We start from the raw sequence: 26,378 nt of genomic DNA, 5'->3' as shown, positions 1-26,378 counted from the left end.
CGTCATCGGGCCGATGCCGGTCGTTGCCACAGCCCCTCGCGGTACTCGGCCATGCCGAGCCGTTCGAGATCGAGCAACCCGGCACGGACGGTGTCGAGCGGCAGGCCCGCCTCCATCGCGAGCCAGCGCGCGTCGCGGGCGGCACGGCTGGGCAACGCGTCGTGGACGGCGGCCTGGGTGGCGTCGAGCCGGTCGGTCGGGCGAGTCGGCCGGCCGGGTTCGACCGCGAGGTCGGCGCCCAGCCTCCCGACGCCTTCGAGCACCTCCTCGTGGCGGGTCACGAGGACCGCTCCGTTGCGCACGAGTTCGTGACATCCCGCCGAGGCGCCTGACGTGACCGGACCCGGCACCGCCATGAGGATGCGGCCGAGTGCGCGGGCGTCGGCGGCGGTGCGCTGGGCGCCGCTGCGCAGGCCCGCCTCCACGACGACGGTCCCCGCGCCGATCCCCGCGATCAGCCGGTTGCGGACGAGGAAGCGGTGCCGGGCCGGCACCGCGCCGGGCGGGTACTCGCTGACGACGAGCCCCGTCGTGGCGATGCGGTCGAGCAGTTCGCTGTGGGCCGCGGGGTAGGCACGGTCGATGCCGCAGGCCAGGACGGCGAGGGTGGGCCCCGCCGCGGCGAGGGCCCCACGGTGGGCCGCTGCGTCGATGCCGAACGCCGCCCCGGACACGACGGTCGCTCCGGCGGCGGCGAGCCCGCCTGCGATGTCGCTCGCGACGTGGACGCCGTAGCCGGTGGCGGCGCGTGCCCCGACGATCGCGACGGCTCGTTCGGCGATCTCCCCGAGCCGCAGCGGGCCTCGTACCCACAGGGCCAGCGGTGCGCCGAGCTCGCGGGTCCCGGCGGCCGGGTACGCGGCGAACGCCCAGCGCGGCCAGTCGGGGTGTTCGGGGACGAGCAGCCGTGCGCCCACGGCGGCGGCGGCCTCCAGGTCGGCGTCGACCCGGTCGACGGTGCGCCGGGCCCCGGTCGCGGACCGCACGACGTCCGGTACTGCGCCGCGACGGATCCGCTGCGCGGCCTCGACCGGACCGACGTGGTCGACGAGCGCCGCCAGCGCCGCGGCCGGTGGCTCGGCCACCCGTGACAGGTAGGCCCGCGCCCGCAGGACCTCGACGTCGACCGCCGGGCGGGTGGTGGGTGTGGTCCGCGGCGCGCTCATGCGACCCTCCGGTCCCGGAAGTACAGCGCCGCCTCGACGGCGTCGCGGTCGGGCCGGTCGCGTCCGCCCAGGTCGGCGATCGTCCACGACACGCGCAACGCACGGTCGGCACCGCGTGCCGTGAGCTCGCCCGCCCGCAGGCCGGCATCGAGCGGTCGCAGCACCCCTGCGGGCAGCGCGAACCGGGACCGCAGGATGGGCCCGGGCACCTCGGCGTTGGTCCGCCAGCCGTGTGCCGACCAGCGTTCGGTCGCGGCGGCACGCGCGGCGAGCACCCGGGCCCGCACGATCTCGGTGCTCTCCCCCGGCACGTCACCGGTCAGCGCGGTGACCGGGTGCATCCAGGTGCGCAGGTCGACGCGGTCGAGCAACGGGCCGGACAACCGGCCGAGGTAGCGACGGCGCACCAGCGAGGTGCAGATGCAGTCGCGGTCGTGCGCCGGGGCGCAGGGGCACGGGTTCGCCGCCAGGACCAGCTGGAACCTGGCCGGGTAGCTGACGGTGCCCTCGGAACGGGAGATGCGGACCTCCCCCTCCTCGAGCGGCGTCCGCAGCGACTCCAGCAGCCGGGCTCCGAACTCGGCCGACTCGTCGAGGAACAACACCCCCCGGTGCGCCAGCGACACCGCGCCGGGGCGGGCGATGCCGCTGCCGCCGCCGACCAATGCCGCCACCGACGTCGAGTGGTGCGGCGCGACGAACGGCGGCACCGTGCTCAGCGCGGCGCCCGCGGGCAGCCTGCCTGCGACCGAGCGGATCGCGGCGAGGGCGAGAGCCTCGTCGGCGGGAAGATCGGGGAGCAGCCCGATGATGCGGCGGGCGAGCATCGTCTTGCCGGTGCCCGGTGGGCCGACCATGAGCAGGTGGTGTCCGCCCGCCGCGGCGACCTCGAGCGCGTGCCGGGCATCGGTCTGGCCGACGACGTCGGCCAGGTCGGGCGGGTCCTGCGCTACCGCGTCGGCGACGGGCTCGGGGCGGCGCAGCGCGCGACCGTCGACCAGGAAGTCGACGGCCTCGGCCAACGTCGAGGCGCCGTGCACCTCGAGCCCGGTGACCAGGGTGGCCTCGGCGAGGGCCGCGACAGGGACGACGACCCGGCGCACCCCCGCCGCGCGGGCGGCGAGCAGGCACGGCAGGACGCCGCGCACGGGTCGCAGCCGGCCGTCGAGGGCGAGCTCGCCGATCAGGACGGTGCGGTGCATCGCGGTCTGCGGCACCGTGCCGGCGGCGGCGAGCACCCCGCACGCGAGCGCGAGGTCGAATCCCGATCCGGTCTTGCGCAGCGTCGCCGGTGACAGGGCCAGGACGATGCGCTCGTTGGGCCATCTGTGGCCGGAGTTGACGACGGCGGCGCGGACACGGTCGCGCGACTCGTGCAGGGCCGCGTCGGGCAGGCCGACGAGGTGGATGCCCGGCAGCCCGCCGCCGATCGCAGCCTCGATCTCGACGACCGTGCCGTCGACACCCTGCAGCGCGACCGACCAGGACCGGGCGAGCCCGCCCATCAGAACGCCTCGCGGTAGTGCTGGATCGTCGCGGGCCGGCCGGGTTCCAGCAGCACCGCGAGGACGTCGAACCGGATCGGGCACCACCGCACCTCGTGGGCGGCGAGCCAGACGTCGGTGATGCGGCGGATGCGGGCGACCTTGCGCGGTGTCACCGACTCGGCGGGCTCCCCGTACGAGGTGCCCGACCGCGTCTTGACCTCGGCGATCACCAGCACCCCGGCGTCCGTGGCGACGATGTCGAGCTCGCCCTCGCGGCACCGCCAGTTGCGCGTGAGCACGACCAGCCCCTGTTTCTGCAGGTACTCCGCCGCCACGTCCTCGCCGCGGCGACCCAGCACGTCCTTCGCTGCCATGGCGTCCACGATGGGCCTCGCGGCAGATTCGTGGGCCCGATCCGGTGTGGCTGTGGACGGTCGCGAACGCATGTGGACAACCCGGGCGGTCCGGCCACCCGGCCACCGGAAACCGTCGGTGCGCACGCGTAGGCGGATCCGAGTGACATGGCGGATGTTCCCGCCGACCTCCGGCCGCATTCTCGTTGCGTCGAACCGGCCACGAGGACCGGGGAGCCACGAGAGGAAGCCGAGACGTCACCCGTCGAGATCGGGCTCCTGGTTGCGATGATCGGATACGCCATCTACCGCCAGACCCAGCGCCACGAGGTCGTCGGTGCGGGACGTTTCAAGCTTGCCCTCGTCTACGGCGTCGTCGGCCTGGCCGTCGGTGGCTTCTCGCGGCCCGACAGCGCGGCCGAGTGGGGTCTGCTGGCCGCGTCCATCGTGCTCAGCGTCGTCGTCGGGCTGGCCCGCGGCCGGCTGACCCGGATGTGGGCCGAGGACGACGCCGACGGCCACCACGTCTACAGCCAGGGGCACCGCGCTGACGGTGGGCCTGTTCCTGGCGATGGTCGTCGCGAAGTGCGGGCTGGGCACCTACGCCCACTTCGCCCACATCAGCGACGACGGCGGCTTCGGCGAGGTCCTGATCATGATCGCCGTCATGGTCGGTTTCCAGGCCGAGATCATCTGGAACCGGGGCCGCTCACTGGGCGCCCGCGCGACGTCCCGGCAGACGACCCACAGCAACGCATGACACGACGCCCCGGATCGTCCGACCCCGGCGCCACGAGGCGTCGGGGTCGTCGCGTCAGGAGCCGAACGGCCCGTCGTCGGGCAGCCGCAGGTCGGGCTTGTCGAGCTCCTCGATGTTGACGTCCTTGAACGTCAGCACCCGCACGTTCTTGACGAAGCGCGCCGGCCGGTACATGTCCCACACCCACGCGTCGGACATCCGGACCTCGAAGTAGATCTCACCGTCGGCGTTGCGGGGGGCGACGTCGACCGAGTTCGCCAGGTAGAAACGGCGCTCGGTCTCCACGACGTAGGAGAACTGGGCGACGATGTCGCGGTACTCCTTGTAGAGGGTGAGCTCCATCTCGGTCTCGTACTTCTCGAGATCCTCGGCGCTCACGAGCCCACTCCTCCACCGGCGGCCGTCACCGGATCCTCCGGCAACGTGCTCGTCCCATTGTGGACCAGCACCCGTTCGGCCCCTGCGGCGGCCGCTCCGGCGACGTTCACGAAGGAGTAGCGGTGCTGGTCGCTCGGGCCGTGGGCGGCGAGCGCCGCGTCGTGCACCGGGGTGCAGTAGCCCTTGTGCACGGCGAACCCGTACTGCGGGAGCTCCGCGTCCAGCTCGACCATGAGCCGGTCCCTGGTCACCTTCGCGAGCACCGATGCCGCCGCGACGCACGCCGCGACGAGATCGCCCTTGGGCACGGCGAGGGCGGGCGCGCCGAACCCGCGGACGGGGAAACCGTCGGTGAGCACGTAACCGGGGCGCTGCGACAGCCCGGCCACGGCCCGGCGCATCCCCTCGATGTTGGCGACGTGCACGCCGCGGCGGTCGACCTCCGTCGGCGGGATGACGACGACGCAGTGGTCCGCGGCGCGCCTCGTGATGAGCGCGAAGAACTCCTCGCGCGCCGCGGCCGTCAGCAGCTTCGAGTCGGTGAGGCCCTCGAACCGTCCGGCGTCGGCGGGGCGCAGTACGCAGGCGGCGACGACGAGCGGTCCCGCGCACGCGCCGCGGCCCGCCTCGTCGACACCGGCCACGGGACCGAGGCCGTGTCGCTGCAGCGTGCTCTGCAACGTCCAGGTACCTGCGGAGCGCCGGACGATCGCGCGCTCGGGACGCCAGCCGTCGGCCGTCAGTGACTGCGGGACGTAGCGGCGGCGTCGGCGGGTGGGGGCCGCCACCTCAGCGTCGCCACGGCCGCGGGAGGCGGCGCGGGGGCGACGGCAGGAAGTCGTCGAGATCGTCGATCGCGGAGAACCGGGAGCGCCGGCGTCGGTCGATCGCGAGCGGCAACGTCCCGAGCAGGCCGAGCGCCAGCGGGGCACCCTCGGGGCCGCCCATGCCCACGGGTTCCGGCGACTGCGGGTCGGGCGCGGAGATGACGCCGAAGCGGTCGAACGGCAGGACCTTGAGCCGCGCCTTGCCGATGACGTTCTCCACCGGCACAGGGCCGTGTCCGGCGGCGCGGGAGTCCGACGAGTTGTTGCGGCTGTCGCCCATCATCCACAGCTCGCCCTGCGGGACCGTGACCGGCCCGAACGGCACCTGGCGGGCCGGTCCGGCCTCGGGCAGGTAGTAGATGTAGGGCTCGTCGAGGGGCTTGCCGTTGACCATGACGCGGTTGCGGGAGTCGCAGCACGCGACGGTCTGCCCGCCGACGGCGATGACCCGCTTCACGAAGTCCTTCTCGTCGGGCGGGGCGAGGCCGATCAGCGAGCCGACCTGCTGGAGTCCGCGGGCGAGCGCACTGCTCGGCACGGCGACCTGCTCGGTACCCCAGCTGTCGGGTCCACGGAAGACGACGACGTCGCCCGGCGTGGGGTCGGAGAACCGATAGGTGATCTTGTCGACGAGCACCCGGTCGTTGTTGCAGCCCGTGCAGCCGTGCAGCGTCTGCTCCATCGAGCCGGACGGGATGACGTAGACCTTCGCGAGGAACGTCTGGATCAGGAAGGTCAGCAGCAGCGCGACGACGATGAGGAGCGGCAGCTCCTTCCAGAACGACGTCTTGCGGCGACGACCCGACTTCGGCTTGCGACCGTCCTGCTTCGTCTCCGAGGAGTACGACGACGCGGGCCTGCCCTCGGGCGACTCGCCCGCGCGGCGGCGGTGGCGTCCGGGGACGGCGCCGGTCTCGAAGCTGTCGGAGACGCCGGATGCGGCGTCGCGGACGCGCCGCTCCCGCGGAGGACGGTCGTCGCGGCGTGCGGGCTGGGCAGGGCCGTCGTCGCGGTTCCGGTCGTTCGCCGGGGGCCGGTCGTGGGCGGGGCGGCCGAGGTCGGCCGTCTCGTCGAGGCCGGGGTCGCCCGCACCGGACCCGGCGAAGACGTCGTCGGGGACGACGCGGTCGCGCGGGCCGGGGGGCGGTCCACCGGCGGGACGGCCGGGCCGGCCGTTGGGGCGCGGGTCGTCCGTGGGAACGCCGCGGCGGGGACCGGCGGGATTGCCTCCTGAAGGAGGCGGACCGGCGGGCCGCTGCGGCATGGTGCGGTCGCGGGAGTCACCGGGACCGCGGTCGTCGGCGACCGGGCCGTCGTACCCGCGAGGATCGTCGGCCGGGCCGTCGTATCCGCGCGGCGGCGGGCCCTGGTTCACCGGGCCGCGACCGTTCCGGTCGTGCCGGCCCTGGTCGGACCGGGCCTGGCCGAACTGGCCCTGGCCGTTGCGTCCGTGGCGGGGTGCGGCGTCGGGAGACCACGCCTCGGGAGCGCGACCGTTCTGCCGCCGAGGACCGTGACGCTCGTCGTGCCGTCCGGGGACCTGCGGCCGAACGGGCCCTGCGCCACCGACGACGCGACCGTCGTCCGGCGCCCAGCCCTCGTCGGCGGGCACACGGCCGTCACCAGCAGGAGGAGGAGGCGGCGGGTTCGCCGGTCCGTACCGTCGGGGTTGGGCCCGCCGGTCGTCGGGGAGCTCGGGAAGCGCCACGCTCACGAGGCTACGTCACCGCCTGATCACCTGAGGGTGAGGTCGTGTCCACCGCCGGGTGAGCTCACGACGCGTTCGGGGTGTCCCGCTTCTCCTTGATCTTGGCGGCCTTGCCGCGAAGATCACGGAGGTAGTACAGCTTCGCCCGACGGACATCCCCTCGGGTGAACACCTCGATGTGGTCGATGTTCGGGGAGTGCACCGGGAAGGTGCGCTCGACACCGACACCGAAGGAGACCTTGCGGACGGTGAAGGTCTCGCGGGCGCCCTCGCCGTGACGGCGGATGACGACGCCCTGGAACACCTGGACCCGGGAGCGAGAGCCCTCGATGACCTTCACGTGCACCTTGAGCGTGTCGCCCGGCCGGAAGGCGGGGATGTCGGAACGCAGGTTCTGTGCGTCCAGTTCGTCAAGGCTGTTCATCGCGCAGGTCCGTCCTCGTCTGATTGCGGTCATGCAGGGGCGCCGCTCCACGCGACTGGGCTGGCGCCGGGGCTGTCCCGACGCACATGTCGGGAGCTGGCAACTCATCCATAGTGCCAGACGCCTTCGGCGGGAGTGAAACCGGTGGCCGTCAGCTGCCGTCCGGAGCACCGGAGCCGGTGTCCGCCAACGACTCCAGCAACGCGCGGTCGGCCTTGTCGAGCCCGTCGGCGGGCAGCGCGGCGAGCAGGTCCGGGCGTCGCGCAGCGGTCCGCTCCAGCGCGCGGTCACGACGCCAGCGCGCGATGGCGCGATGGTTGCCGCTGCGCAGCACCTCGGGCACCGGGTGGTCACGCCACACCTCGGGGCGGGTGTAGGAGGGCCCTTCGAGCAGCCCGTCGGAGAACGAGTCCTCCGCCGCGGACCGCGGGTTGCCCAGCACACCGGGCAGCAGCCGCGCCACCGCCTCCACCACGACGAGCACCGCCACCTCGCCCCCGACCAGCACGTAGTCGCCGATGCTGACCTCGTCGACGGGCATCGAACGCGCGTAGTGGTCGACGACCCGCTGGTCGATGCCCTCGTAGCGGCCGCACGCGAAGACCAGACGCTCCTGCGCGGCGTAGGCGTGCGCGTCGGCCTGGCTGAACGGCCGCCCGGCCGGCGTGGGCACGACGAGCCGGGCCGGGCGCGGGTCGGCGGCGAGGACGGCGTCGAGTGCGTCCCCCCACACCTGCGGGCGCATCACCATGCCGGGGCCGCCGCCGTACGGCGAGTCGTCGACGGCCTGATGGACGTCGTGGGTCCAGTCGCGCAGGTCGTGGACGGCCACGTCGAGCAGCCCGGACGCTACGGCTCGGCCCAGCAGGGCCTCGCGCAGAGGCGCGAGGTAGCCGGGGAAGATTGTCACGACGTCGATCCGCACCGGTGGAATCCTCGCATCCGCGTCGGCAGGTGGGCCGAGGAGGAGCACGTGTCCGCGTTCCGGTCGAGCGACGACCCCTGCGCCTGAGCTGCGCCGGCCGCTACTGCGTCCTGAGGACCGTCCTCACCGTGCGCACCGAGCGCGGTTCCACTGTGAAGGGCCTGGCGATCGACCGGGAGACCGTCCCCGACGACGGCGGGCGCATCGCCGCCGTGGCCCTCGACCTCGCGGGCCGCGGCGATCTCACGGCGCTCGCCGGCGACGTCGCCGAGCTGGCGGGCGTACGCAGCACCGCGACCGGCCGCGAGGAGACACTCGACGAGTGAGCCCGGGAGCACGTCAGCCGCTGGCCTCGCCGGTACCCGCGCTCGCGACGGCCACCCGCATGTCGTCGAGGGTGATGCCGTGGCGGGCGAGGACGTCGTGGCCCGCGCCCGTGCCCGGGTGCAGCAGTGCGAGCAGCAGGTGCTCGGTGCCGATGTGGCCGTGCCCGAGCCGCAACGCCTCCCGCAGCGACAGCTCCATCGCCTTCTTCGCCGTCGCGTGGAACGCCATGTGCCCCTTGCGCCTGCCGCGCTCCTTGCGGCCCACCCGCGTGCGTTCCAGCGCGCCCGGCCCGAAGGCCTCCTCGGCCTGCCGACGGACCTCGTCGAGGTCGATGCCCAGGGTGGCCAGGGCCTCGGCGCTGGGCTCGGTCGTGAGGTCCGGGCCGAGCGCGCCCACATCGGCGACGATCTCGGCCCTGTCGATGCCGCGGTCGGCGAGCAGCCGCAGCGCGAGGGAGTCGGGCACCGAGTAGAGCCCGAGCAGCAGGTGCTCGGTGCGGATCGCGCTCGCCCGCCGGTCGCGGGCCTCCTCCTGGGCGGTGACGACAGCTCGTCGTGCACCGGTGGTGAACCGTTCGAACATGGCCGCCCCCTCAGTACCCGTAGCGGCGGTACTTCTTGTGCACCGCCTGCTTGCTGACCTGCAACACCTCGGCGATCTGCTGCCACGACCAGCCCTGGTCGCGGGCGTTGCGCACCTGCAGCTCCTCCAGTGAGTCGAGCAGCCCTCGCAGGGAGGCCACCGCCACCAGCCCGATGGCGGGGTCCCGGCTGGACGCCGCCGCCGCGACACTCGTCGCATCCGTCATGTCGTCAACTTACGTTGACGAAAGCCCGGCGTCAACGTGAGTTGACGACGAGGTGTGGGCGCACACGAAAGAGGGCCCGCCGGAATCCGGCGGGCCCTCTTCGCGAGCGCGGGTCAGGGGTCGAACAGGCCTTCCGGCGGGTCGAGCACGACGCGTCCACCCTCGAGGTCGACGATCGGCACGATCTCGCTGACGAACGGGACCAGCGCCTCGGGCAGATCGGGACGGGTGAGCACCAGCAGCTCTCCCCCGGGCCCGTGCGCGATCTCCTTGACCGTCCCGACGACGGTGCCGTCGCCCAGCTCGGCCCGCAGACCCTCGAGCTGGTGGGCGTGGAACTCGTCGGGGTCGTCGGTGGGCGGGAGGTCGGCGGCGTCGACGAGCAGCCGCACCCCCCGCAGCCCCTCGGCGGTGTCGCGGTCGACGGCCTGCGCGAACGTCACGAGCAGGCGGCCCGAGTGCGGGCGCGACGCCACGACGGTCAACATCGGCGGAACCGGCCCCGGCGTCCTCGCTCCGGAAAGCGCAGCGAGCTCGGCGCCGGGTGCGAACCGCTCCTCGGGGGAGTCGGTCCGCACCTCGACGACGAGCTCGCCACGAAGTCCGTGCGGCCGCACGACGACACCGACCAGCAGACGGGCCGGCCCCGGCGCAGTGCTACCTGTCGGTGTCGACGACATCGACCCGTACGCCACGACCACCGATGCCACCCATGACGGTGCGCAACGCGGTCGCGGTGCGTCCACCTCGGCCGATCACCTTCCCGAGGTCCTCGGGGTGCACACGCACCTCGAGGGTCCGGCCACGGCGGTTCGTCACGAGATCGACCCGCACATCATCGGGATGGTCGACGATGCCGCGGACCAGGTGCTCGAGAGCGTCGGCCAGGACGCTCACGACTCGGTCGACTCAGCCTCGGCCGCGTCGGCCTCCTCGGCCTTCGCGCGCTTCTCGGCCTTCTTCTTCGGCGTGGTGGCCTCGGTGGTCGGCTCCTCGCCGGCAGCCGCAAGCGCAGCCTGGAACCGGGCGAGCTTGTCGACCTTCTCCTTCTGCGGCTTGAGGGTGCCCTCGGTGCCGGGCAGGCCCTTGAACTTCTGCCAGTCCCCGGTGATCTCCAGCAGGTGCTGCACCGACTCGGTCGGCTGCGCACCGACACCCAGCCAGTACTGCGCGCGCTCCGAGTCGATCTCGATCAGGCTCGGGTCGTTCTTCGGGTGGTACTTGCCGATCGTCTCGATCGCCCGCCCGCTACGCCGGGTACGGGCATCGGCGACGACGACGCGGTAGTACGGCTGACGGATCTTGCCCAGCCTCATCAGCTTGATCTTGACGGCCACGCTTCCAACTGCTCCTCGCGGATCGGTGCTGCTGCGATGAGTCGGCGCGGCTCGCGTGGGGTTGCGGGCTGCGCTCACTCGACGTCTGCGGTCGCGGCACGGTGAGAGGGGCCGACCACGGGACCGATCCGCCATTCTGCCAGACGCCCCCCCGCCCTCCCCAACCGAGCCCCGGACGGCCCCGCTCGCTACGTCGCGCCGGGCAGCGCGCCCATCAGCGACAGCGCCAGCGCGAGCGCCGGGAGCAGGTTGTTGATCTGGTGGGCGACGATGCTGGCGGTCAGGTTCCCGGTGAGCGCGCGGGCCAGCCCGATCGGGATCGCGACGATCAGCAGCAGCGGCGTCCGGGTGAACTCGAAGTGGGCGAGGGCGAAGATGATCGTCGTCAACGCGAACGCCACCCAGCGGTTCGCGCCGTGCTTCTCCATCGCGCCCCACAGCAGGCCGCGGTAGACGACCTCCTCGCAGAACGGCGCGACGAGCGCCACCAGCGCGAACACCAGGAAAGCCTGCGCCGGGGTCGCGGTGAGGTTCTCGAAGACGTCGCCCACCGCGGAGTTGGCGTTCTCCGCGCCGACGATCGCGATGTAGATCAGTGCCGCAGGGACGCTGAGCACCAGCCCCCCGACACCGAACGCGACACCCAGCCCGACGTCGTGCCACGAGAAGCGCAGCCCGAGATCGATGCGGGGTCCGTTGCCGCGGACGACCGTCACGACGATCGCGACCGTTGCCGCACACAACGTCGGGAGGCCGAGCAGGATCGCAACGGTCCAGACGCCCGGCGGCGTCCCCCTCAGGAGCAGCCAGCCCAGCAGCGCCGAGACGCCGAGGAAGACCCCCTCGACCAGCAGGTAGGCGGGGAAGCCCCAACGATGCGGGCGGCGCGGCTCGGAGGCCGGCAGTCCGCCGCGTGCCCCGGGACCGGCCATCGTGACCGGCGGCGGTCCGATGACGCCGGGCCCGACACGCGGCACCCCGCCCGGCCCAGGCGGCCAGGCATCCGCCGGGGCCGCGGCGTACGGCCGGCCGGGAGCCACGTACGGACCCGCGTACGGCTGACCATGAAACGACGACTGCCCCGGATACGGCTGCTGGCCGGGGTACGCCGACTGCCCCGGATACGGCTGCGTACCCGGGTACGGCGTCGCATTCGCGTACGTCTGCGCTCCGTATGTCGGCGACCCGGTCGGCGGCCCGTACTGCGCAGGCCCGCCGACCGGCGCGGACGAGGGCGACGTGTCCGACTCCGGCGACCTGCCTGCGACGGCGTCGGCGCGACCGGGATCGACAGCACGAGTCCCGGCCGGGTCGGGGTCGACCGGATCGGGGCCGGAGCGATCGGGATCGGCGCGATCAGGGTCGGCGCGATCGGGATCGGCGCGATCAGGGTCGGCGCGATCAGGGTCGGCGCGATCAGGGTCGGCGCGATCAGGGTCGGGCTGATCAGGGTCGGGCTGATCAGCGCCCGGCCCGTCACCGGGACCACCGCCCGAGGTTGCCTCCGGGCCCGCCGACTCCCCCGTCGCACCGTCGACGGCCGGAGGACCCTCCGTCCGGGCACCGTCCGTCCGGTCACCCTCCATCCGGGCACGGCCGACTGCGGCGGCGTCCACCGGAGCAGCGTCCACGGGAGCAGAGTCCACGGCAGATGCGGAACCGGTGGCCGCGGAACCGGCGGTCCGAGAACCCGCGGCACGGGAACCCGCGCCATCGGAACCCGCGACACGGGAACCCGCGGCTGCGTCGGAACCGGGCGCCGGGTCCGTTCCGCCTGCGGGCGACCCGGCGAGATCGGGTACGGGCCGGGGGTCGCCGTCCGGTGATCGCACGACACGACGCTACCTGCGTCCGCGCCCACCGGACTGCCGGGAGGGCGTGTCAGGCCGCCGCTCCCCCCGGCCGGGGGAACGGTCAGGCCGCCGCGTGGACGACCTGTCCGCGGAGCACGATCAACGCCGGCTCCCGGATCACCGTGACGTCGGCGCGCGGGTCGTCGCGGTAGACGACCAGGTCGGCGGGGGCGCCGGGGGTGAGCCCGGGACGGCCGAGCCACTCCCGGGCGGCCCAGCTCGCGGCGCCGAGGGGGTCGGGGTGCCCGACCGCGGCGAGTGCGGCGATCTCGTCGGCGATGCGGCCGTGGCGGATGCCGCCGCCGGCGTCGGTGCCCGCGAAGACCCGCACCCCGGCCTCGCCGGCCCGGCGGACGACATCGCCCGCGGTGCGGTGCAGGTCGCGCATGTGGGTGGCGTAGGCCGGGTAGCGGGTGGCGCGGTCGGCGATCTCGGGGAAGGTCTCGACGTTGATCAGCGTCGGCACCAGGGCGGTGCCGCGGGCGGCCATCTCGGCGATGAGGTCGTCGGTGAGGCCGGTGCCGTGCTCGATGCAGTCGATCCCCGCGCCGATGAGCCCGGGCAGGGCGTCGGTGCCGAAGACGTGGGCGGTGACGCGGGCTCCGGCGTCGTGGGCGACGCGGATGGCCTCGGCGAGGACGTCGTCGGGCCACAGCGGGGCGAGGTCGCCCTCGCCGCGGTCGATCCAGTCGCCGACGAGCTTGACCCAGCCGTCGCCCGCGGCAGCCTGTTCGGCGACGGCCTCGGGCAGCAGGGCGGGATCGTCCAGGTCGATCGAGATGCCGGAGATGTAGCGCTTGGGGCGCGCCAGGTGGCGGGCGGCGCGGATGATCTCGGGAAGATCGTCGCGGACCTGCAGGGGCGTGGTGTCGATCGGCGATCCGCAGTCGCGGATGAGCAGCGTGCCGTTGTCGCGGTCGGTGAGGGCCTGCTCGGTGGCCTCCTCCAGGGAGACCCCGCCGTCGGGGCCGAGACCGACGTGGCAGTGCGCGTCGACCAGGCCGGGGAGGATCCAGCCGCCGTCGACCAGCGTCTCCGCCCCGGCGGTGCCCTCGGCGGCGATGCGGCCGTCGCCGTCGATGTGGATCTCGCCGGACTCGCCGTCGGGCAGCAGTACGCCGCGGAGCCGGTACCCGGCCGCGGGCGTCACGGCTTCTTCTTGCCGAAGTTCAGCTTGGACGGGTCGAACCCGGGCGGCAGCTGGTCGAGCCCGCCGCCGAGGCCGGGCGGCAGCTGCTGCAGGCTCGGGGGCAGCTGCGAGAGGTCGGGCATCGCTGCGGGACGGCGTGCGGGCGTCGGACCCTTGCGACCCTTGGCGTTCTTCTTGCCCTTGCGGGTCTTGGACACCCTGCGGGCGGCGGCGCCACCGAAGCCGAACTGGCCCGCCATCTGCTTCATCTGCTTGCGGGCCTCGAAGAAGCGGTTCACGAGGTCGTTGACGTCGCTGACCGCGACGCCGGAGCCGTTGGCGATGCGCAGCCGTCGCGACCCGTTGATGATCTTCGGGTTGTCGCGCTCGGCGGGGGTCATGCCGCGGATGATGGCCTGCAGCTTGTCGAGCTGCTTGTCGTCGACCTGGGCGAGTGCTTCCTTCATCTGCGCGGAGTTGGCGCCGGGGAGCATGCCGAGGATGTTGCCGATCGGGCCCATCTTGCGGATGGCGAGCATCTGGTCGAGGAAGTCCTCGAGGGTGAGCTCGCCGCTGCCGATCTTGTCGGCGGTCGCCTGGGCCTTGTCGGCGTCGAAGACCTGCTCGGCCTGCTCGATGAGGGTGAGCAGGTCGCCCATCCCGAGGATGCGCGAGGCCATCCGGTCGGGGTGGAAGACGTCGAAGTCCTCGAGCTTCTCGCCGTTGGACGCGAAGAGGATGGGCTGGCCGGTGACCTCGCGGACCGACAGCGCGGCACCACCGCGGGCGTCGCCGTCGAGCTTGGTGAGCACGACACCGGTGAAGCCGACGCCGTCGCGGAACGCCTCGGCCGTGGTGACCGCGTCCTGGCCGATCATGGCGTCGACGACGAACAGGGTCTCGTTCGGGCGCACGGCGTCGCGGATGTCGGAGGCCTGCTGCATCAGCTCGGCGTCGACGCCCAGGCGGCCCGCGGTGTCGACGATGACGATGTCGTACATCTTGTCGCGGGCGTGGGCGATGCCGCGGCGGGCGACGTCGACCGGGTCGCCGACGCCGTTGCCGGGCTCCGGCGCGAACGTGGTGACCCCGGCGCGCTCGCCGACGATCTGCAGCTGGTTGACGGCGTTGGGCCGCTGCAGGTCGCACGCGACGAGCAGCGGGGCGTGGCCCTGGCCCTTGAGCCAGCGGGCGAGCTTGCCGGCGAGCGTCGTCTTGCCGGAGCCCTGGAGGCCGGCGAGCATGATGACGCTCGGCGGTTCCTTGGCCAGGGCGAGGCGCCGGGTCTCGCCGCCGAGGACCGCGATGAGCTCCTCGTTGACGATCTTGATGACCTGTTGCGCCGGGTTCAGCGCCTCGGACACCTCCGCGCCCTTGGCGCGCTCCTTGATCCGGGCGATGAACGTTCGCACCACGGGCAGCGCGACGTCCGCCTCGAGCAGCGCGATGCGGATCTCGCGCGCGGTGGTGTCGATGTCGGCCTCGGAGAGCCGGCCCTTGCCACGGAGACCGGACAGGGCCGCGCCGAGGCGATCGGAGAGGGTGTCGAACACCCCTGCGAGCCTACTTGGCGACCGCGACGGGTGTGGTGTCCACCTGCAGGCCGCGTGTGGTGTCGGCGCGATCGACCACCCGCACCGACGTCCAGGCCCCGTTCTCGGCACCGGCGCGGAGCCGTTCGGCCAGGCCCGCGGAGTCCCCGACGTGGCGGTCGAACGTCTCGCTGCGGACCGTGCGGCCACGGTCGTGCTGGCCGCGCAGCGCCTCGCCAGGGTGGGCGTCGACCCAGAGCAGGTGCGCGTCGCGGCCGGTGATGCGGGCGAGACCGCGGACGGCGGCGCGCAGCCCGGGCCGGGTGGCGGGCAGGTGGACGACGACGCACGCCGGCCCACCGACGGCCGCGGTGACGACGGCGGCGCGGTGGGCGAGGTGCACCAGCGGGCGGACGACGCCGTAGGGCAGCCGGGTCGTCGAGGCGGCGGCGCGGTGACGCTGCGAGTCGAGGACGGCGACGTCGGCGGCGGGGGCCACGCCCGCGAGCAGCGTCGACTTCCCGGCTCCGGGGAGGCCGGCGACGAGCACGAGGGTGCGGCCGGGCGCGGGTAGCCGCAGGGGCGCGGGCCGGGCGAGCGACGCGGTCATGCCGGACCAACGTCCGGTGCGTCCCAAGCGTTCCTGATGTCCGAACCTTCACAGCGCGTGCACCGAGGTCGTGAGTGGCCGTTCACAGGGGCCATTCACAGGGGCTATTTCACAGGGGCCATTCACAGGGGCCATTCACAGGGGCCATTCACAGGGTTCACACCGCGTCGGGGCCGCGCTCCCCCGTCCGCACCCGCACGACGGTCTCGACGCGCGTCACCCAGATCTTCCCGTCGCCGATCTTGCCGCTGCGCGCGCCGGCGATCACCGCGTCGATCACCCGGTCGGCGAACTCGTCGTCGACGAGGACCTCGATGCGCAGCTTCGCGACGAAGTCGACGGAGTACTCCGCGCCCCGGTAGACCTCGGTGTGGCCCTTCTGCCTGCCGAAACCCTGGGCCTCCGACACCGTCATGCCGAGCACACCGAGCCGCTCCAGCTGCGCCTGGACGTCGGCCAGCGCGAACGGTTTGACGATCGCGGTCACGAGCATCATGGTCGGCTCCCGGAGTGGGTGGGCCGCGGGTCAGCCCGCGGCGGTCAGGACCGCATGTTCCACCGCGGCCCGGGCGGCGACGGGAAGGCCCCCGTCCGGGCCGGGCCCCGCCACACCGAAGGAGTCGACGACGGACGAGCCCAGCGTCGACACCCGGGCCCACCGCACGTCCAGCCCGCACTCCCGTTCCAGTGCCGTCGCCACCCGGTACAGCAGCCCGATCCGGTCGGTGCCCCGCAGCTCCAGGACGACCGCGCCGCTCGCCTCGTCGTCGAACCAGAGCACCCGTGGTTCGGGCGCGTCCGGGTCGGGGTTCGCCGGGGCGTAGTCACGTTCCTTGCGCGCCAACGCCTCCGGCAGCGACAGCGACCCCGCGGTGACGCGCACGAGGTCACCGCGCACGAGGGCCGGATCGGGCATCGAGCCGAACCGTGGGGAGACGGTGAACTCGTGGACGACGACCTCGTCGCCGGAGTGGATCTCCGCGGCGTGCACCTCCAGCGAGTGCAGCGCGAGCACCCCCGCGGCGGCCGCGAGCGTCCCCGGGCCGTGCGGCATCGCCACGACGACCGACGCCGGCCGGTCACCGGTGATGTCCACGTGCGGCTTCCCGCCGGCGGCCGCCGCGGCGGCGAGCGCGCGGGAGGCCTCCCCCAGCTCCGCCGGGCGCGGCAACGGCTCGCCCGCCATGAGCGCACGCGCCCGCCGCGCCAGGTCCCCGATCAGCCGTTGCTTCCACGGGCTCCACACACCCGGGCCCGTGGCCAGCGAGTCGGCCTCGGCGAGGGCGGCGAGCAGATCGAGCAGCAGCGGGCTCCCGTCGAGGGTGTCGACGACCCGCTCGATCGTCGCCGGGTCGTCGAGGTCGCGGCGGGTCGCGGTGTGCGGCAGCAGCAGATGGTGTCGGACCATCTCGCCGAGGACCTCGACGTCGGCGTCGGGGAACCCCAGCCGGTGCCCGATCTGGCGGGCCAGCTCCGCGCCGACGACGGAGTGGTCGGCGCCGCGGCCCTTCCCGATGTCGTGCAGCAGCGACCCCACGAGCAGCAGGTCCGGACGTCCGACCCGGGTGGTGAGCCGCGCCGACTGCGCGCACGCCTCGACCAGGTGCCGGTCGACCGTCCACACGTGGGCGCGGTCGCGAGGCGGCAGGTCGCGCACCGCGCCCCACTCCGGCAGCAGCCGCCCCCACAGGCCGGTGCGGTCCATCGCCTCGACGACGTCGATCATCCCGCGGCCCGTGCCCAGCAACGACAACAGCTCGCCGAGCGCGTCGCGCGGCCACGGTTCCTTCAGCTCCGGAGCCGTCTCCGACAACCGGTGCAACGTCGACGCCGCCACCGGCAGCCCCGTCCGCGCGGCCGTCGCCGCCACCCGCAGCACGAGCGCCGGGTCGCGCGCCGCGCTCGCGTCGCGGGCCAGCACGACCTCGCCGATGTGCTCGACGACGCCCGAGTCGAGCGGGCGGCGCACGGGCGGGCGGCGCAGTGCCGCGAGCCCCCGGCGCGGCAACGCCACCCGCGCCGAGCGCAGCCCCACCTCGGCGGCGAACGCGACCGCCCGCGCCGCCCCCGACAGCGCCCTGGCCAGCTCGAACCGGTCACCCAGCTCCAGGGTCGTCGCGACCTCGTCGGCATCCTGGGCGCGCAGCACGTCCCGGGCCCGGCCGGCGAGGCGGTGCAGCTCCGTGCGGACGTCGAGCAGCAGCATCCGGGCCGCGGCGACGTCGGCGGCCGGGCGGTCGAGCAGCTGGGCGGCCGCGAGCGCGTCGATCAGCTGGATGTCGCGCAGGCCGCCGTGCCCGTTCTTGAGGTCCGGCTCGACCCGGTGGGCGACGTCGCCGTTGCGCCGCCAGCGGTCCGCCGCGCCGTCGGCGATCTCGTCGAACCGACCGCGGATCCCCGACCGCCAGGCCGTCCGGACCGCCGTGTGGACGCGGTCGGTGACCTCGTGGTCCCCCGCGATGTGCCGCAGCTCGAGCAGCCCGAACGCCGCCCGCAGGTCGGTCGCCGCCACCTGCACCGCCTGCCCCGGCGTGCGCACCGAGTGGTCGAGCCCGATCCCTGCGTCCCACAGCGGGTACCAGATCTGTTCCGCGAGCCCGTCGACGCCGGTGCGCGCCTCGTGCAGCAGCACCAGGTCCAGGTCGGAGTGCGGCGCGAGCTCCCGGCGGCCCAGCGCGCCGACCGCGGCCAGCGCGACGCCCGATCCCGTCCCGCCGATCCCGATCGCCGCGGCCCGCCCGGCGAGCCAGAAGTCGTGGAGGTCGACCAGCGCGGTGCGCAGCGCCTCCGGTGCCAGCCGCCGCCTGCCGTCGACAGGTTCGAGCAGTACCACCCTGGCCTTGACCAGGTCGTCCGCCGATGTCGGTCCCGCCGTCACCATGCCGCTCCCCCCACAGCGTCCCCCCACGACACGATCGCGCACCCCTCCTCGTCCTCCGCCGGCCCGGAGCCGTCCGGCCCCTGGGCCGAGTCCAGCCGGGACACCCACACCTTGCCGTCACCGATGCGGCCCGAGCGCGCGGCGCGGACCACCGCGTCGACCACCGCCTCGGCCATCGCGTCCTCCACGACGACCTCGACGCGGAGCTTCGGCACGAAGTCCAGCCGGTAGTCCGCGCCGCGGTACACCTCGGTGTGGCCACGCTGCCGCCCGAACCCCGACACCTCCGCGACCGTCGCCGACTCCACTCCGAGCGCGCCCAGTGCGGCCCGCACGTCGTCGAGCGCGAACGGTTTGACCACGGCCGTCACGAGCTGCATGCCCCTCCCGTCGGGACGGGCCGGGACGACCCGGGGCCCGTCGCGTGTGTCCCGCGACGGGCCCCGGGCGCCCGGCCTTCGACCGTGCTGCTACTGCGTCCCGCTAGATCGCGTCCGTGCCGCGTTCGCCGGTGCGGACCCGGACGACCGACTCGACCGGCGTCGTCCAGACCTTCCCGTCACCGATCTTCCCGGTGCGGGCCGACTCGATGACCGCGTCGACGACCTTCTCGGCCAGAGCGTCGTCGGCGACGACCTCCACCCGGACCTTCGGCACGAAGTCCACCGAGTACTCCGCACCGCGGTAGACCTCGGTGTGGCCCTTCTGCCGGCCGTAGCCCTGGACCTCGCTGACGGTCATTCCCAGTACGCCGATCTGCTCCAGCGCACCCTTCACGTCCTCCAGCACGAACGGCTTGATGATCGCCGTGACCAGCTTCATCGCGCTCAGCCCTCCTTGCCCGCGGTAGCGGGGACGTGTGCGGCCGCTGCGGCGGTCGCCGCATCGGGACGCGGGGTGCCCAGGCCGCCGCCGCCACGCAGGCCGGCGAAGTCGTAGCCGGTCTCCGCGTGCTCGGTCTCGTCGAGACCCTGGACCTCGGCCTCGGGGGTGGCCCGGAGACCGAAGATCGCCTTGACGACGTAGGCGATGATCAGGCTCAGCACGAAGCTGAACGCGAGGACCGCGAAGCCACCGACCGCCTGGCGCCACAGCTGGTCCGCGCCGCCGCCGTAGAACAGGCCGTCGACACCCGCGGGGGCCGACGAGGTGGCGAAGAAGCCGATGAGCAGGGTGCCGGCGAGACCACCGACGAGGTGGACACCGACGACGTCGAGCGAGTCGTCGAAGCCCAGCTTGTACTTGAGCCCGACCGCCAGCGCACACACGACACCGGCGATGACGCCGACCGCGATCGCGCCGAGCGGGGAGACCGCCGAACAGGACGGGGTGATCGCGACCAGACCCGCGACGACACCGGAGGCGGCGCCGAGGCTCGTGGGCTTGCCGTCACGGAGGCGCTCCACCAGCAGCCAGGCGAGCATCGCCGCCGAGGTGGCCACCAGCGTGTTGACGAACGTGAGGCCCGCGACGCCGTTCGAACCGACGGCCGAACCCGCGTTGAACCCGAACCAGCCGAACCACAGCAGACCGGCGCCGAGCATCACCAGCGTCAGGTTGTGCGGACGCATCGGCTCCTTCGGCCAGCCCCGGCGCTTGCCGAGGACCAGACAGAGCGCGAGTGCCGCCGCGCCGGCGTTGATGTGGACCGCGGTACCACCCGCGAAGTCGATCGCCTTGAGCGAGTTGGCGATCCAGCCACCCGTCTCGGAGGTGACGCCGTCGAAGGAGAACACCCAGTGCGCGACCGGGAAGTACACGATGGTCGCCCAGAGGCCCGCGAAGACCAGCCACGGACCGAAGCGCAGACGGTCGGCCGCCGCACCTGAGATCAGTGCGACCGTGATGATCGCGAACATCGCCTGGAACGCGACGAACACCGTCGCGGGGATCGTGCCGACCAGCGGGATGTCGACGGGCGGTCCACCGTCGGTGGCGAGATAGGTCCCGCCGAACAGGCCCTTCAGACCCGCGAACTGCGCGGGGTTGCCGAGCAGGCCGCCGCCGACGTCGTTGCCGAACGCCACGGAGTAGCCGTAGAGCACCCACAGGACTCCGACGAGTCCGAGCGAGGAGATGCTCATCATCATCATGTTCAGGACGCTCTTGCTGCGGACCATGCCGCCATAGAAGAACGCCAGCCCTGGTGTCATGAGCAGCACCAGCGCGGAGCTGGCGAGCATCCATGCGGTATCGCCGGTGTCAGGCACGGAACTCCCTCCCGTCTACGCCGCTGGGTGGTGCGGCAGGTGACGGAATACTCGGAGCGTCGTGTTTCCCCCGGCACCCTCGGAGGTTTCGCGCCGGTGAACGGACCGACCGACGGCGTTACAAGCGGATTACCGCGTGGCGGGGCTCACTGAGCGGCCCTCCGCGACGCCGGGAAGGTCACGCGCAGGTCACGACGCCGGGGCCGGGTCACCGCCCCGGGTGCCCGGTCCTCGCGCGCACCCTCACGGTCGTCCCGGGCGAGCGCGGGAGCCGTGAGCGTGCGCGGGTAGCCGGGATCAGGCCAGCAGGGCGTCGACGAACGCGCCGGGCTCGAACGGGGCCAGGTCGTCCGGGCCCTCGCCGAGCCCCACGAGCTTCACCGGGACCCCGAGCTCGCGCTGCACGCGGAAGACGATGCCGCCCTTCGCGGTGCCGTCCAGCTTCGTCAGCACGATGCCCGTGACCTTCACGACGTCGCCGAACACGCGGGCCTGCGTGAGGCCGTTCTGGCCCGTCGTGGCGTCGAGGACGAGCAGCACCTCGTCGACCTCGGCCTGCTTCTCCACGACACGCTTGACCTTGCCCAGCTCGTCCATCAGGCCGGTCTTGGTGTGCAGCCGGCCCGCGGTGTCGAGCAGCACGGCATCGGCGCCGTCCTCGGTACCGCGCTTGACCGCGTCGAACGCGACGCTGGCCGGGTCGCCACCCTCTGGCCCGCGGACGACGACGGCACCTGCCCGCTCGCCCCACGTCGTCAGCTGCTCGGCGGCGGCGGCACGGAACGTGTCGGCAGCGCCGAGTACGACGTGGCGTCCGTCGGCGACGAGGACGCGGGCGAGCTTGCCCGTGGTCGTCGTCTTGCCCGTGCCGTTGACGCCGACGACCAGCAGCACCGCGGGCCGCCCGTCGTGCGGGAGGGCCGCGACGGAGCGGTCGACGCCCGGCTCGAGTGCCTTGGTCAGGACGTCGCGCAGCAGCTGGCGGGCCTGGTCGGGGGTGCGTACCCCGCGGGTCGCGATCTCGGTGCGCAGGGTCTCGACCAGCTCGGCCGTCATCTCCGGGCCGAGGTCGGCCTGCAGAAGCGTGGCCTCGACGTCCTCCCAGGAGTCCTCGTCGAGCTCACCGGCGCCGAGCAGCCCCAACAGGCTCTGCCCGAACGCCGACCGCGACCGGGCAAGCTGGCCGCGGAGCCGTTCGAGACGGCCGGCGGCGGGGTCGATGGCCTCGGGGGGCGCGGGCGGTGCGGTGCCGGCCGGGCTGTCAGCGGTCGGGACGGCGGCGGGCGGCGCCTCCGGCGGGGCCGTCGCGACGGGCTCGGCCGGCGTCGCGGTCCTGTCCGCGGGCGCCTTCTCGTCGGTCGCGGTGCCGGCGGCGACCACCGCGGCGCCGCCCGCGACGACGGTGCCCGCGCCGGCCACCGCACCCGTCTTCGTGCCCGACCCGGTGTCCGGCTTCTCGTCCGCCCCGGCCGGCGCGGCCGGAACGGCCGGCGCGTCCGTGGCTGCCGGCGCGTCCGTGGCGGCCGGCGCCGCGGGAGCATCCGTGGCGGCCGGCGCCGCAGGAGCGGCCGGGGCCGCGGGAGAGTTCATGTCGGCGGGCGCGACCGCCGGGGTGCCGCGCGCCGGGGTCGGGATGTCGTTGGCGGCGCCCGTCGGGACCGCCGGGAACCCCTCTGCCGGCGTGCGCGCCTCGGTGGCGGTGCCCGCGGCGGCGATGCCGCCGGGCGGGGTCCGGGTGTCGTCGGCGGTGTCACCGACGGGAGCGGTCCCCGCGGGAGCCGGACCCGCGGTGGCCTCGTCCTCAGGCGCCGTCGCGGGCTCGGCGGGGGCCGTGGGCTTCGGGGCCGTGGCGGTGCCCGACGAGAAGCTGAACCCGCCGCTGGCCTGGTACGACCCGCCCTTCGGCGGGGCCTTCACCGCCGTCGTCGAGCCACCCTCGACCTGGTCGGGCTCGCGCAGGCTGATGCGCCTGCGCTGGCGGACCACCAGCCCGAGGACGAGCGCGACCAGCAGCAGGGCCGCGACAACTGCCACGACGATCCAGAGGGTTGTCGTCACAGGTTCAGCCTGTCATGCCCACCACAGCGTCACGATGCGGGGCGCAGCCGCTGCGAGATGACCGTCGTGATGCCGTCGCCGCGCATGGAGACGCCGTAGAGGGCGTCGGCGACCTCCATCGTCGGCTTCTGGTGCGTGATGACGATGAGCTGGCTCGTCGCCCGCAGTTCCTCCATGAGCAGGATGAGCCGCCGCAGGTTGACGTCGTCGAGGGCGGCCTCGATCTCGTCGAGCACGTAGAAGGGCGAGGGCCGCGCCCGGAAGATCGCGACGAGCAGCGCCATCGCCGTCAGCGACCGCTCCCCGCCCGAGAGCAGCGACAGCCGCTTGACCTTCTTGCCCGGCGGACGGGCCTCGACCTCGATACCGGTGGTGAGCAGGTCGTCGGGGTCGGTGAGGACCAGCCGGCCCTCACCGCCGGGGAACAACGTCGCGAAGACGACCTCGAACTCACGCGCGACATCGGCGTAGGCGGCGGCGAAGACCTCGAGGATCTTGTCGTCGACCTCCTGCACCACGACCAGCAGGTCGCGGCGGGTGTTCTTGAGGTCCTCGAGCTGCGTGGACAGGAAGCGGTAGCGCTCCTCCAGCGCCGCGAACTCCTCCAGGGCGAGCGGGTTGACCTTGCCCAGCAGTGAGAGGTCCTTCTCGGCACGCTTGAGGCGGCGTTCCTGGGTGGCCCGGTCGAACGGCATCGCCGGGGGTGCGACGACGTCCTCGCCGCGTTCGCGGGCCGCCTCGTACTCGGCGGTCTCGGCCGACGACGGCGGCACCGGCACGCCGGGCCCGTACTCGCCGACGAGGTCGTCGACGCCGAGGCCGTGGTCCGCGAGCACCTTCTCGGTGAGCTGTTCCAGGCGCAGCCGCGACTGGGCGCGCAGCACCTCGTCGCGGTGCACGGTGTCGGTCAGCTTCTCCAGCAGCCCGGTGAGGCGCGTCGTGGTGGTGCGGGCCTCGGTGAGGGCCGCCTCACGACCGGCGCGGGCGGCGGCGATCTCGTCGCGGTCGGCGGCGGCGAGGGCGAGGGAGGAGTCGATGCGGTCGAGCGCGGTCTGCCCGGCGTCGATGACGATGCCGGCGACGACGGCGCCTCGTTCGCGGTCGGCGCGGGCGGCCTCGGCGCGGACGCGGGCCTGGCGTTCCGACGCAGCCTGCCTGCGCAGGGTGTCGGCGCGCCCCGCGATGGCGCGGGCGCGTTCCTCGGCGGTGCGCAGCGAGAGGCGCGCCTCGACCTCCTCGGAGCGGGCGTCGGCCAGCGCGTCGGCGGCGGCGTCGCGGACCTCGGTGTCGGGCTCGTCGTCGACGGGTTCGTCCTCGGCGATCGACAGCTGGTGCTCGGCGGCCTCCAGCGCGAGGAGGGAGTCCGAGCGGCGGGTCTCGACGGCGTCGCGCCGCTCCCGGGTCCGGCGGGCCTCGGCCTCTGCCGACTGCACGACCTGCTCCAGCCGCGACAGCTGCGCGGTGGCCGCGGTGCGGCCCGCCTCGGCGGCCCGCAGGGAGACCCGGGTGGCGTCGACGTCCGACGACCGGGCCGCCTCCTCCGCGCGGGCGCCCTCGACGGCCGGCCGAAGCCGGGCGAGCTCCTGCTCGACGGCCTCCCGCGACTCGATGGCCGCGTCGATCGCGGCCTGCACGTCGAGCGCGGACGACGCCGCTCCGGAGCCGCCGCGGGCCCGGGTCGCGGACAGCACGTCGCCCTGGACGGTCACGGCGGTGAGCTCGGGGCGGGTGTCGACGACGGTGTGCGCGGCGTCGAGGTCGTCGACCACGACGACGTCGCGGAGCAGCGCGGTGATCGTGCCGGTCAACGGTCCGGTCGCGGTGACGAGCGCGGCGGCCCACCGGCCCGCGGGGGGCTCGCCGACCGGCGCGAGGCCGGAGGCACCACCCACGAGCAGCGACGCGCTGCCCGCATCGGTGGAGCGCAGGGACCGCAGCGACGCCACGGCGTCGGCGGGCGACGCCACCGCGACGCCGTCGGCCAGCGACCCCAGCACCGCGGCGATCGCCGTCCGCGCCGACGGGTCGACGGTGAGCAGCCCCGACACCGCGCCGAGCACGCCGTCGGCCCCGAGGAGCGCGCCCGTGCCGTCCTTGCGCGCGAGGCCGACCGACAGCGCGTCGACCCGGGCCCGCCAGTGCGCCCGCTGCTGCTCGACCTCACGCTCGCGGGCCACCAGCTCCGCGACGCGCGCGGCGGCGCTCTCCCGGGCGGCCTCGGCCTCGGCGAGGCGGTCGGCCAGGCCGGAGTCGCCGTCGTCGAGGACACCGGCGCTCTCCCGCGCGGCCTCCAGCTCGCCCGCGGCCTCCTCGGTGCGGGCCTGCGCCTCGGCCAGTGCCTCCGAGAGCCGTTCGATCTCGTCGGCCGTCGCGGCGGCGCCGGTGCGCAGGGCCTCGGCCTTGCCGGCGAGCGTCGCGATGCCGGCACGGCGGTCGGCCAGGGCCCGGACGGCGGCGAGGTGGGCGCGTTCGGCGGCCTGCAGGGTGCGTTCGTGCTCGGTGCGCTCCTCCAGCACCTCGGCGAGCCGGGTGCGGGCCTCGGAGACGCCCTCGGTGAGCAGCTCCTCCTCGGCGGCGATCTCGTCGGCCTCGGCGTCGAGCTCGTCGGGGTCGCGGCCCGGGGGGCGCTCGGCGGCCTCGGAGTCGGCGAGGTGCCGGGCCCGTTCCTGGGCGAGCCGGACCGTGCCGCGCAGCCGCTCGGCCAGCGCGGAGAGCCGATACCAGACGTCCTGGGCCGCGGCGAGACGTGGCGCGTCGGCCGCCAGCGCCTCCTCCAGCTCCGCCTGGGTCTCCCGGGCGACGCGGAGCTCCTCCTCGACCTCCGCGCGCCGGGTCCGGGCGGCATGCTCGTCGGCCTCCTCGCGGGCCAGCGCGTCGCGCAGGGCGACGAGGTCGTCGGCGGCGATGCGCAGCCGGGCGTCGCGCAGCTCCGACTGCACCGCCTGCGCGCGGCGGGCGATCTCGGCCTGCCGGCCCAGCGGCTTGAGCTGGCGGCGCAGCTCCGCGGTGAGGTCGGTGAGCCGGGTGAGGTTGGCCTGCATCGCGTCGAGCTTGCGGAGCGCCTTCTCCTTGCGCTTGCGGTGCTTGAGGACGCCCGCGGCCTCCTCGATGTAGGCGCGCCGGTCCTCCGGCTTGGACTGCAGCACCCCGTCGAGCTGGCCCTGCCCGACGATGACGTGCATCTCCCGGCCGATGCCGGAGTCGGACAGCAGCTCCTGCACGTCGAGCAGGCGGGCGCGGTCGCCGTTGATCTCGTACTCGCCGGCACCGTCGCGGAACATCCGCCGGGTGATCGACACCTCGGAGTACTCGATGGGCAGGGCGCCGTCGGAGTTGTCGATCGTCAACGTCACCTCGGCGCGGCCCAGCGGCGCCCGGCCGGACGTGCCGGCGAAGATGACGTCCTCCATCTTGCCCCCGCGCAACGCCTTCGCGCCCTGCTCGCCCAGCACCCAGCTGATCGCGTCCACGACGTTGGACTTGCCCGAGCCGTTCGGCCCGACGACGCACGTGATGCCCGGTTCCAGGCGCAGCGTCGTGGCCGAGGCGAAGGACTTGAAGCCCTTCAGCGTCAGGCTCTTGAGATGCACGGGCGGACTCCCAGA

27 protein-coding genes are annotated in these 26,378 nt (G+C 74.0%); 2 read left to right on the top strand and 25 right to left on the bottom strand.

From position 1 onward, the window contains the following. Positions 1–2 precede the first annotated feature (2 nt). From dprA to TOK_RS33195, 4 genes are all read right to left on the bottom strand, one after another. On the bottom strand, positions 3–1,166 hold the full coding sequence (gene dprA, locus TOK_RS04035) for a DNA-processing protein DprA (protein ID WP_098956414.1): 1,164 nt from the start codon (positions 1,164–1,166) through the stop codon (positions 3–5). Beyond that, on the bottom strand, positions 1,163–2,671 hold the full coding sequence (locus tag TOK_RS04030) for a YifB family Mg chelatase-like AAA ATPase (RefSeq protein WP_098956413.1): 1,509 nt from the start codon (positions 2,669–2,671) through the stop codon (positions 1,163–1,165). The genes dprA and TOK_RS04030 overlap by 4 nt, the downstream gene beginning before the upstream one ends. Next, entirely contained in the window at positions 2,671–3,027 is a 357-nt protein-coding gene (locus tag TOK_RS04025) for a YraN family protein (RefSeq protein WP_098956412.1), read from the bottom strand. The genes TOK_RS04030 and TOK_RS04025 overlap by 1 nt, the downstream gene beginning before the upstream one ends. Positions 3,028–3,264: 237 nt before the next feature. After that, positions 3,265–3,531, bottom strand: coding sequence for a hypothetical protein (locus tag TOK_RS33195; RefSeq protein ID WP_216361846.1), 267 nt, complete (start codon positions 3,529–3,531; stop codon positions 3,265–3,267). A 28-nt stretch (positions 3,532–3,559) separates the two neighbouring features. On the opposite strand from TOK_RS33195, the gene TOK_RS33190 reads away from it, so the two are divergent. Next, a complete protein-coding gene (locus TOK_RS33190; protein WP_216361845.1) occupies positions 3,560–3,766 on the top strand; it encodes a hypothetical protein in 207 nt (68 codons plus the stop codon). Between the two features lie 54 nt (positions 3,767–3,820). Here TOK_RS33190 and TOK_RS04015 read toward each other — a convergent pair whose 3' ends face one another. The 5 genes from TOK_RS04015 to trmD form a co-directional block, all read right to left on the bottom strand. After that, complete coding sequence (locus tag TOK_RS04015) at positions 3,821–4,144, bottom strand: DUF2469 domain-containing protein (protein WP_013676795.1); 324 nt, start codon at positions 4,142–4,144, stop codon at positions 3,821–3,823. Continuing rightward, positions 4,141–4,887 (bottom strand): ribonuclease HII, encoded by a 747-nt coding sequence (locus TOK_RS04010; protein WP_253258173.1) that lies wholly within the window; start codon positions 4,885–4,887, stop codon positions 4,141–4,143. The genes TOK_RS04015 and TOK_RS04010 overlap by 4 nt, the downstream gene beginning before the upstream one ends. Before the next feature lie 46 nt (positions 4,888–4,933). Next, a complete protein-coding gene (gene lepB, locus TOK_RS35220) occupies positions 4,934–6,679 on the bottom strand; it encodes a signal peptidase I (RefSeq protein WP_374754850.1) in 1,746 nt (581 codons plus the stop codon). Between the two features lie 64 nt (positions 6,680–6,743). Continuing rightward, positions 6,744–7,103, bottom strand: a complete 360-nt coding sequence (gene rplS / locus TOK_RS04000) for a 50S ribosomal protein L19 (RefSeq protein ID WP_098956410.1) — start codon at positions 7,101–7,103, stop codon at positions 6,744–6,746. A gap of 151 nt (positions 7,104–7,254) precedes the next feature. Then, the gene (gene trmD / locus TOK_RS03995; protein WP_098956409.1) at positions 7,255–8,028 is read right to left on the bottom strand and encodes a tRNA (guanosine(37)-N1)-methyltransferase TrmD; all 774 of its coding nucleotides are present in this window, start codon (positions 8,026–8,028) and stop codon (positions 7,255–7,257) included. 128 nt (positions 8,029–8,156) lie between these two features. Here trmD and TOK_RS03990 point away from each other — a divergent pair, with 128 nt between their 5' ends. Further along, positions 8,157–8,354, top strand: coding sequence for a hypothetical protein (locus TOK_RS03990; RefSeq protein WP_216361844.1), 198 nt, complete (start codon positions 8,157–8,159; stop codon positions 8,352–8,354). 13 nt (positions 8,355–8,367) lie between these two features. Here the strand turns inward: TOK_RS03990 and TOK_RS03985 are convergent, their stop codons facing one another. From TOK_RS03985 to smc, 16 genes are all read right to left on the bottom strand, one after another. Then, the gene (locus TOK_RS03985; RefSeq protein WP_098956408.1) at positions 8,368–8,937 is read right to left on the bottom strand and encodes a Clp protease N-terminal domain-containing protein; all 570 of its coding nucleotides are present in this window, start codon (positions 8,935–8,937) and stop codon (positions 8,368–8,370) included. A gap of 10 nt (positions 8,938–8,947) precedes the next feature. Further along, complete coding sequence (locus tag TOK_RS03980; RefSeq protein WP_098956407.1) at positions 8,948–9,163, bottom strand: helix-turn-helix domain-containing protein; 216 nt, start codon at positions 9,161–9,163, stop codon at positions 8,948–8,950. A gap of 113 nt (positions 9,164–9,276) precedes the next feature. Further along, on the bottom strand, positions 9,277–9,843 hold the full coding sequence (gene rimM / locus TOK_RS03975) for a ribosome maturation factor RimM (protein ID WP_098956406.1): 567 nt from the start codon (positions 9,841–9,843) through the stop codon (positions 9,277–9,279). Continuing rightward, the gene (locus tag TOK_RS03970) at positions 9,821–10,060 is read right to left on the bottom strand and encodes an RNA-binding protein (RefSeq protein ID WP_013676804.1); all 240 of its coding nucleotides are present in this window, start codon (positions 10,058–10,060) and stop codon (positions 9,821–9,823) included. Before TOK_RS03970 ends, rimM begins: the two co-directional genes overlap by 23 nt. After that, a complete protein-coding gene (rpsP, locus tag TOK_RS03965) occupies positions 10,057–10,500 on the bottom strand; it encodes a 30S ribosomal protein S16 (RefSeq protein WP_098956405.1) in 444 nt (147 codons plus the stop codon). The genes TOK_RS03970 and rpsP overlap by 4 nt, the downstream gene beginning before the upstream one ends. A 188-nt stretch (positions 10,501–10,688) precedes the next feature. Continuing rightward, positions 10,689–11,432, bottom strand: a complete 744-nt coding sequence (locus TOK_RS03960) for a CPBP family intramembrane glutamic endopeptidase (protein ID WP_098956458.1) — start codon at positions 11,430–11,432, stop codon at positions 10,689–10,691. Positions 11,433–12,414: 982 nt separating this feature from the next. Next, positions 12,415–13,503, bottom strand: coding sequence for an amidohydrolase family protein (locus TOK_RS03950; protein WP_216361843.1), 1,089 nt, complete (start codon positions 13,501–13,503; stop codon positions 12,415–12,417). Beyond that, complete coding sequence (gene ffh / locus TOK_RS03945) at positions 13,500–15,035, bottom strand: signal recognition particle protein (RefSeq protein ID WP_098956403.1); 1,536 nt, start codon at positions 15,033–15,035, stop codon at positions 13,500–13,502. The genes TOK_RS03950 and ffh overlap by 4 nt, the downstream gene beginning before the upstream one ends. 10 nt (positions 15,036–15,045) lie before the next feature. Further along, positions 15,046–15,624, bottom strand: a complete 579-nt coding sequence (locus TOK_RS03940) for an AAA family ATPase (RefSeq protein ID WP_098956402.1) — start codon at positions 15,622–15,624, stop codon at positions 15,046–15,048. Between the two features lie 157 nt (positions 15,625–15,781). Further along, positions 15,782–16,120 (bottom strand): P-II family nitrogen regulator, encoded by a 339-nt coding sequence (locus tag TOK_RS03935; RefSeq protein ID WP_098956401.1) that lies wholly within the window; start codon positions 16,118–16,120, stop codon positions 15,782–15,784. Positions 16,121–16,150: 30 nt separating this feature from the next. Then, on the bottom strand, positions 16,151–18,505 hold the full coding sequence (locus TOK_RS03930) for a [protein-PII] uridylyltransferase (protein ID WP_098956400.1): 2,355 nt from the start codon (positions 18,503–18,505) through the stop codon (positions 16,151–16,153). Continuing rightward, positions 18,499–18,885, bottom strand: coding sequence for a P-II family nitrogen regulator (locus TOK_RS03925; RefSeq protein WP_098956399.1), 387 nt, complete (start codon positions 18,883–18,885; stop codon positions 18,499–18,501). Before TOK_RS03925 ends, TOK_RS03930 begins: the two co-directional genes overlap by 7 nt. 103 nt (positions 18,886–18,988) lie before the next feature. Then, entirely contained in the window at positions 18,989–19,327 is a 339-nt protein-coding gene (locus TOK_RS03920; RefSeq protein WP_098956398.1) for a P-II family nitrogen regulator, read from the bottom strand. Between the two features lie 5 nt (positions 19,328–19,332). Beyond that, positions 19,333–20,688: an ammonium transporter gene (locus TOK_RS03915; protein ID WP_098956397.1), complete on the bottom strand. Its 1,356-nt coding sequence runs from the start codon at positions 20,686–20,688 to the stop codon at positions 19,333–19,335. Positions 20,689–21,012: 324 nt separating this feature from the next. Further along, positions 21,013–22,773, bottom strand: a complete 1,761-nt coding sequence (ftsY, locus tag TOK_RS03910) for a signal recognition particle-docking protein FtsY (protein WP_098956396.1) — start codon at positions 22,771–22,773, stop codon at positions 21,013–21,015. A 29-nt stretch (positions 22,774–22,802) separates the two neighbouring features. After that, positions 22,803–26,363, bottom strand: coding sequence for a chromosome segregation protein SMC (gene smc, locus TOK_RS03905; protein WP_098956395.1), 3,561 nt, complete (start codon positions 26,361–26,363; stop codon positions 22,803–22,805). Between the last annotated feature and the right edge of the window lie 15 nt (positions 26,364–26,378).

It is taken from the genome of Pseudonocardia sp. N23, assembly GCF_002583555.1.
GTDB lineage: Bacteria > Actinomycetota > Actinomycetes > Mycobacteriales > Pseudonocardiaceae > Pseudonocardia.
This window is presented reverse-complemented; position numbering and strand designations above follow the sequence as displayed.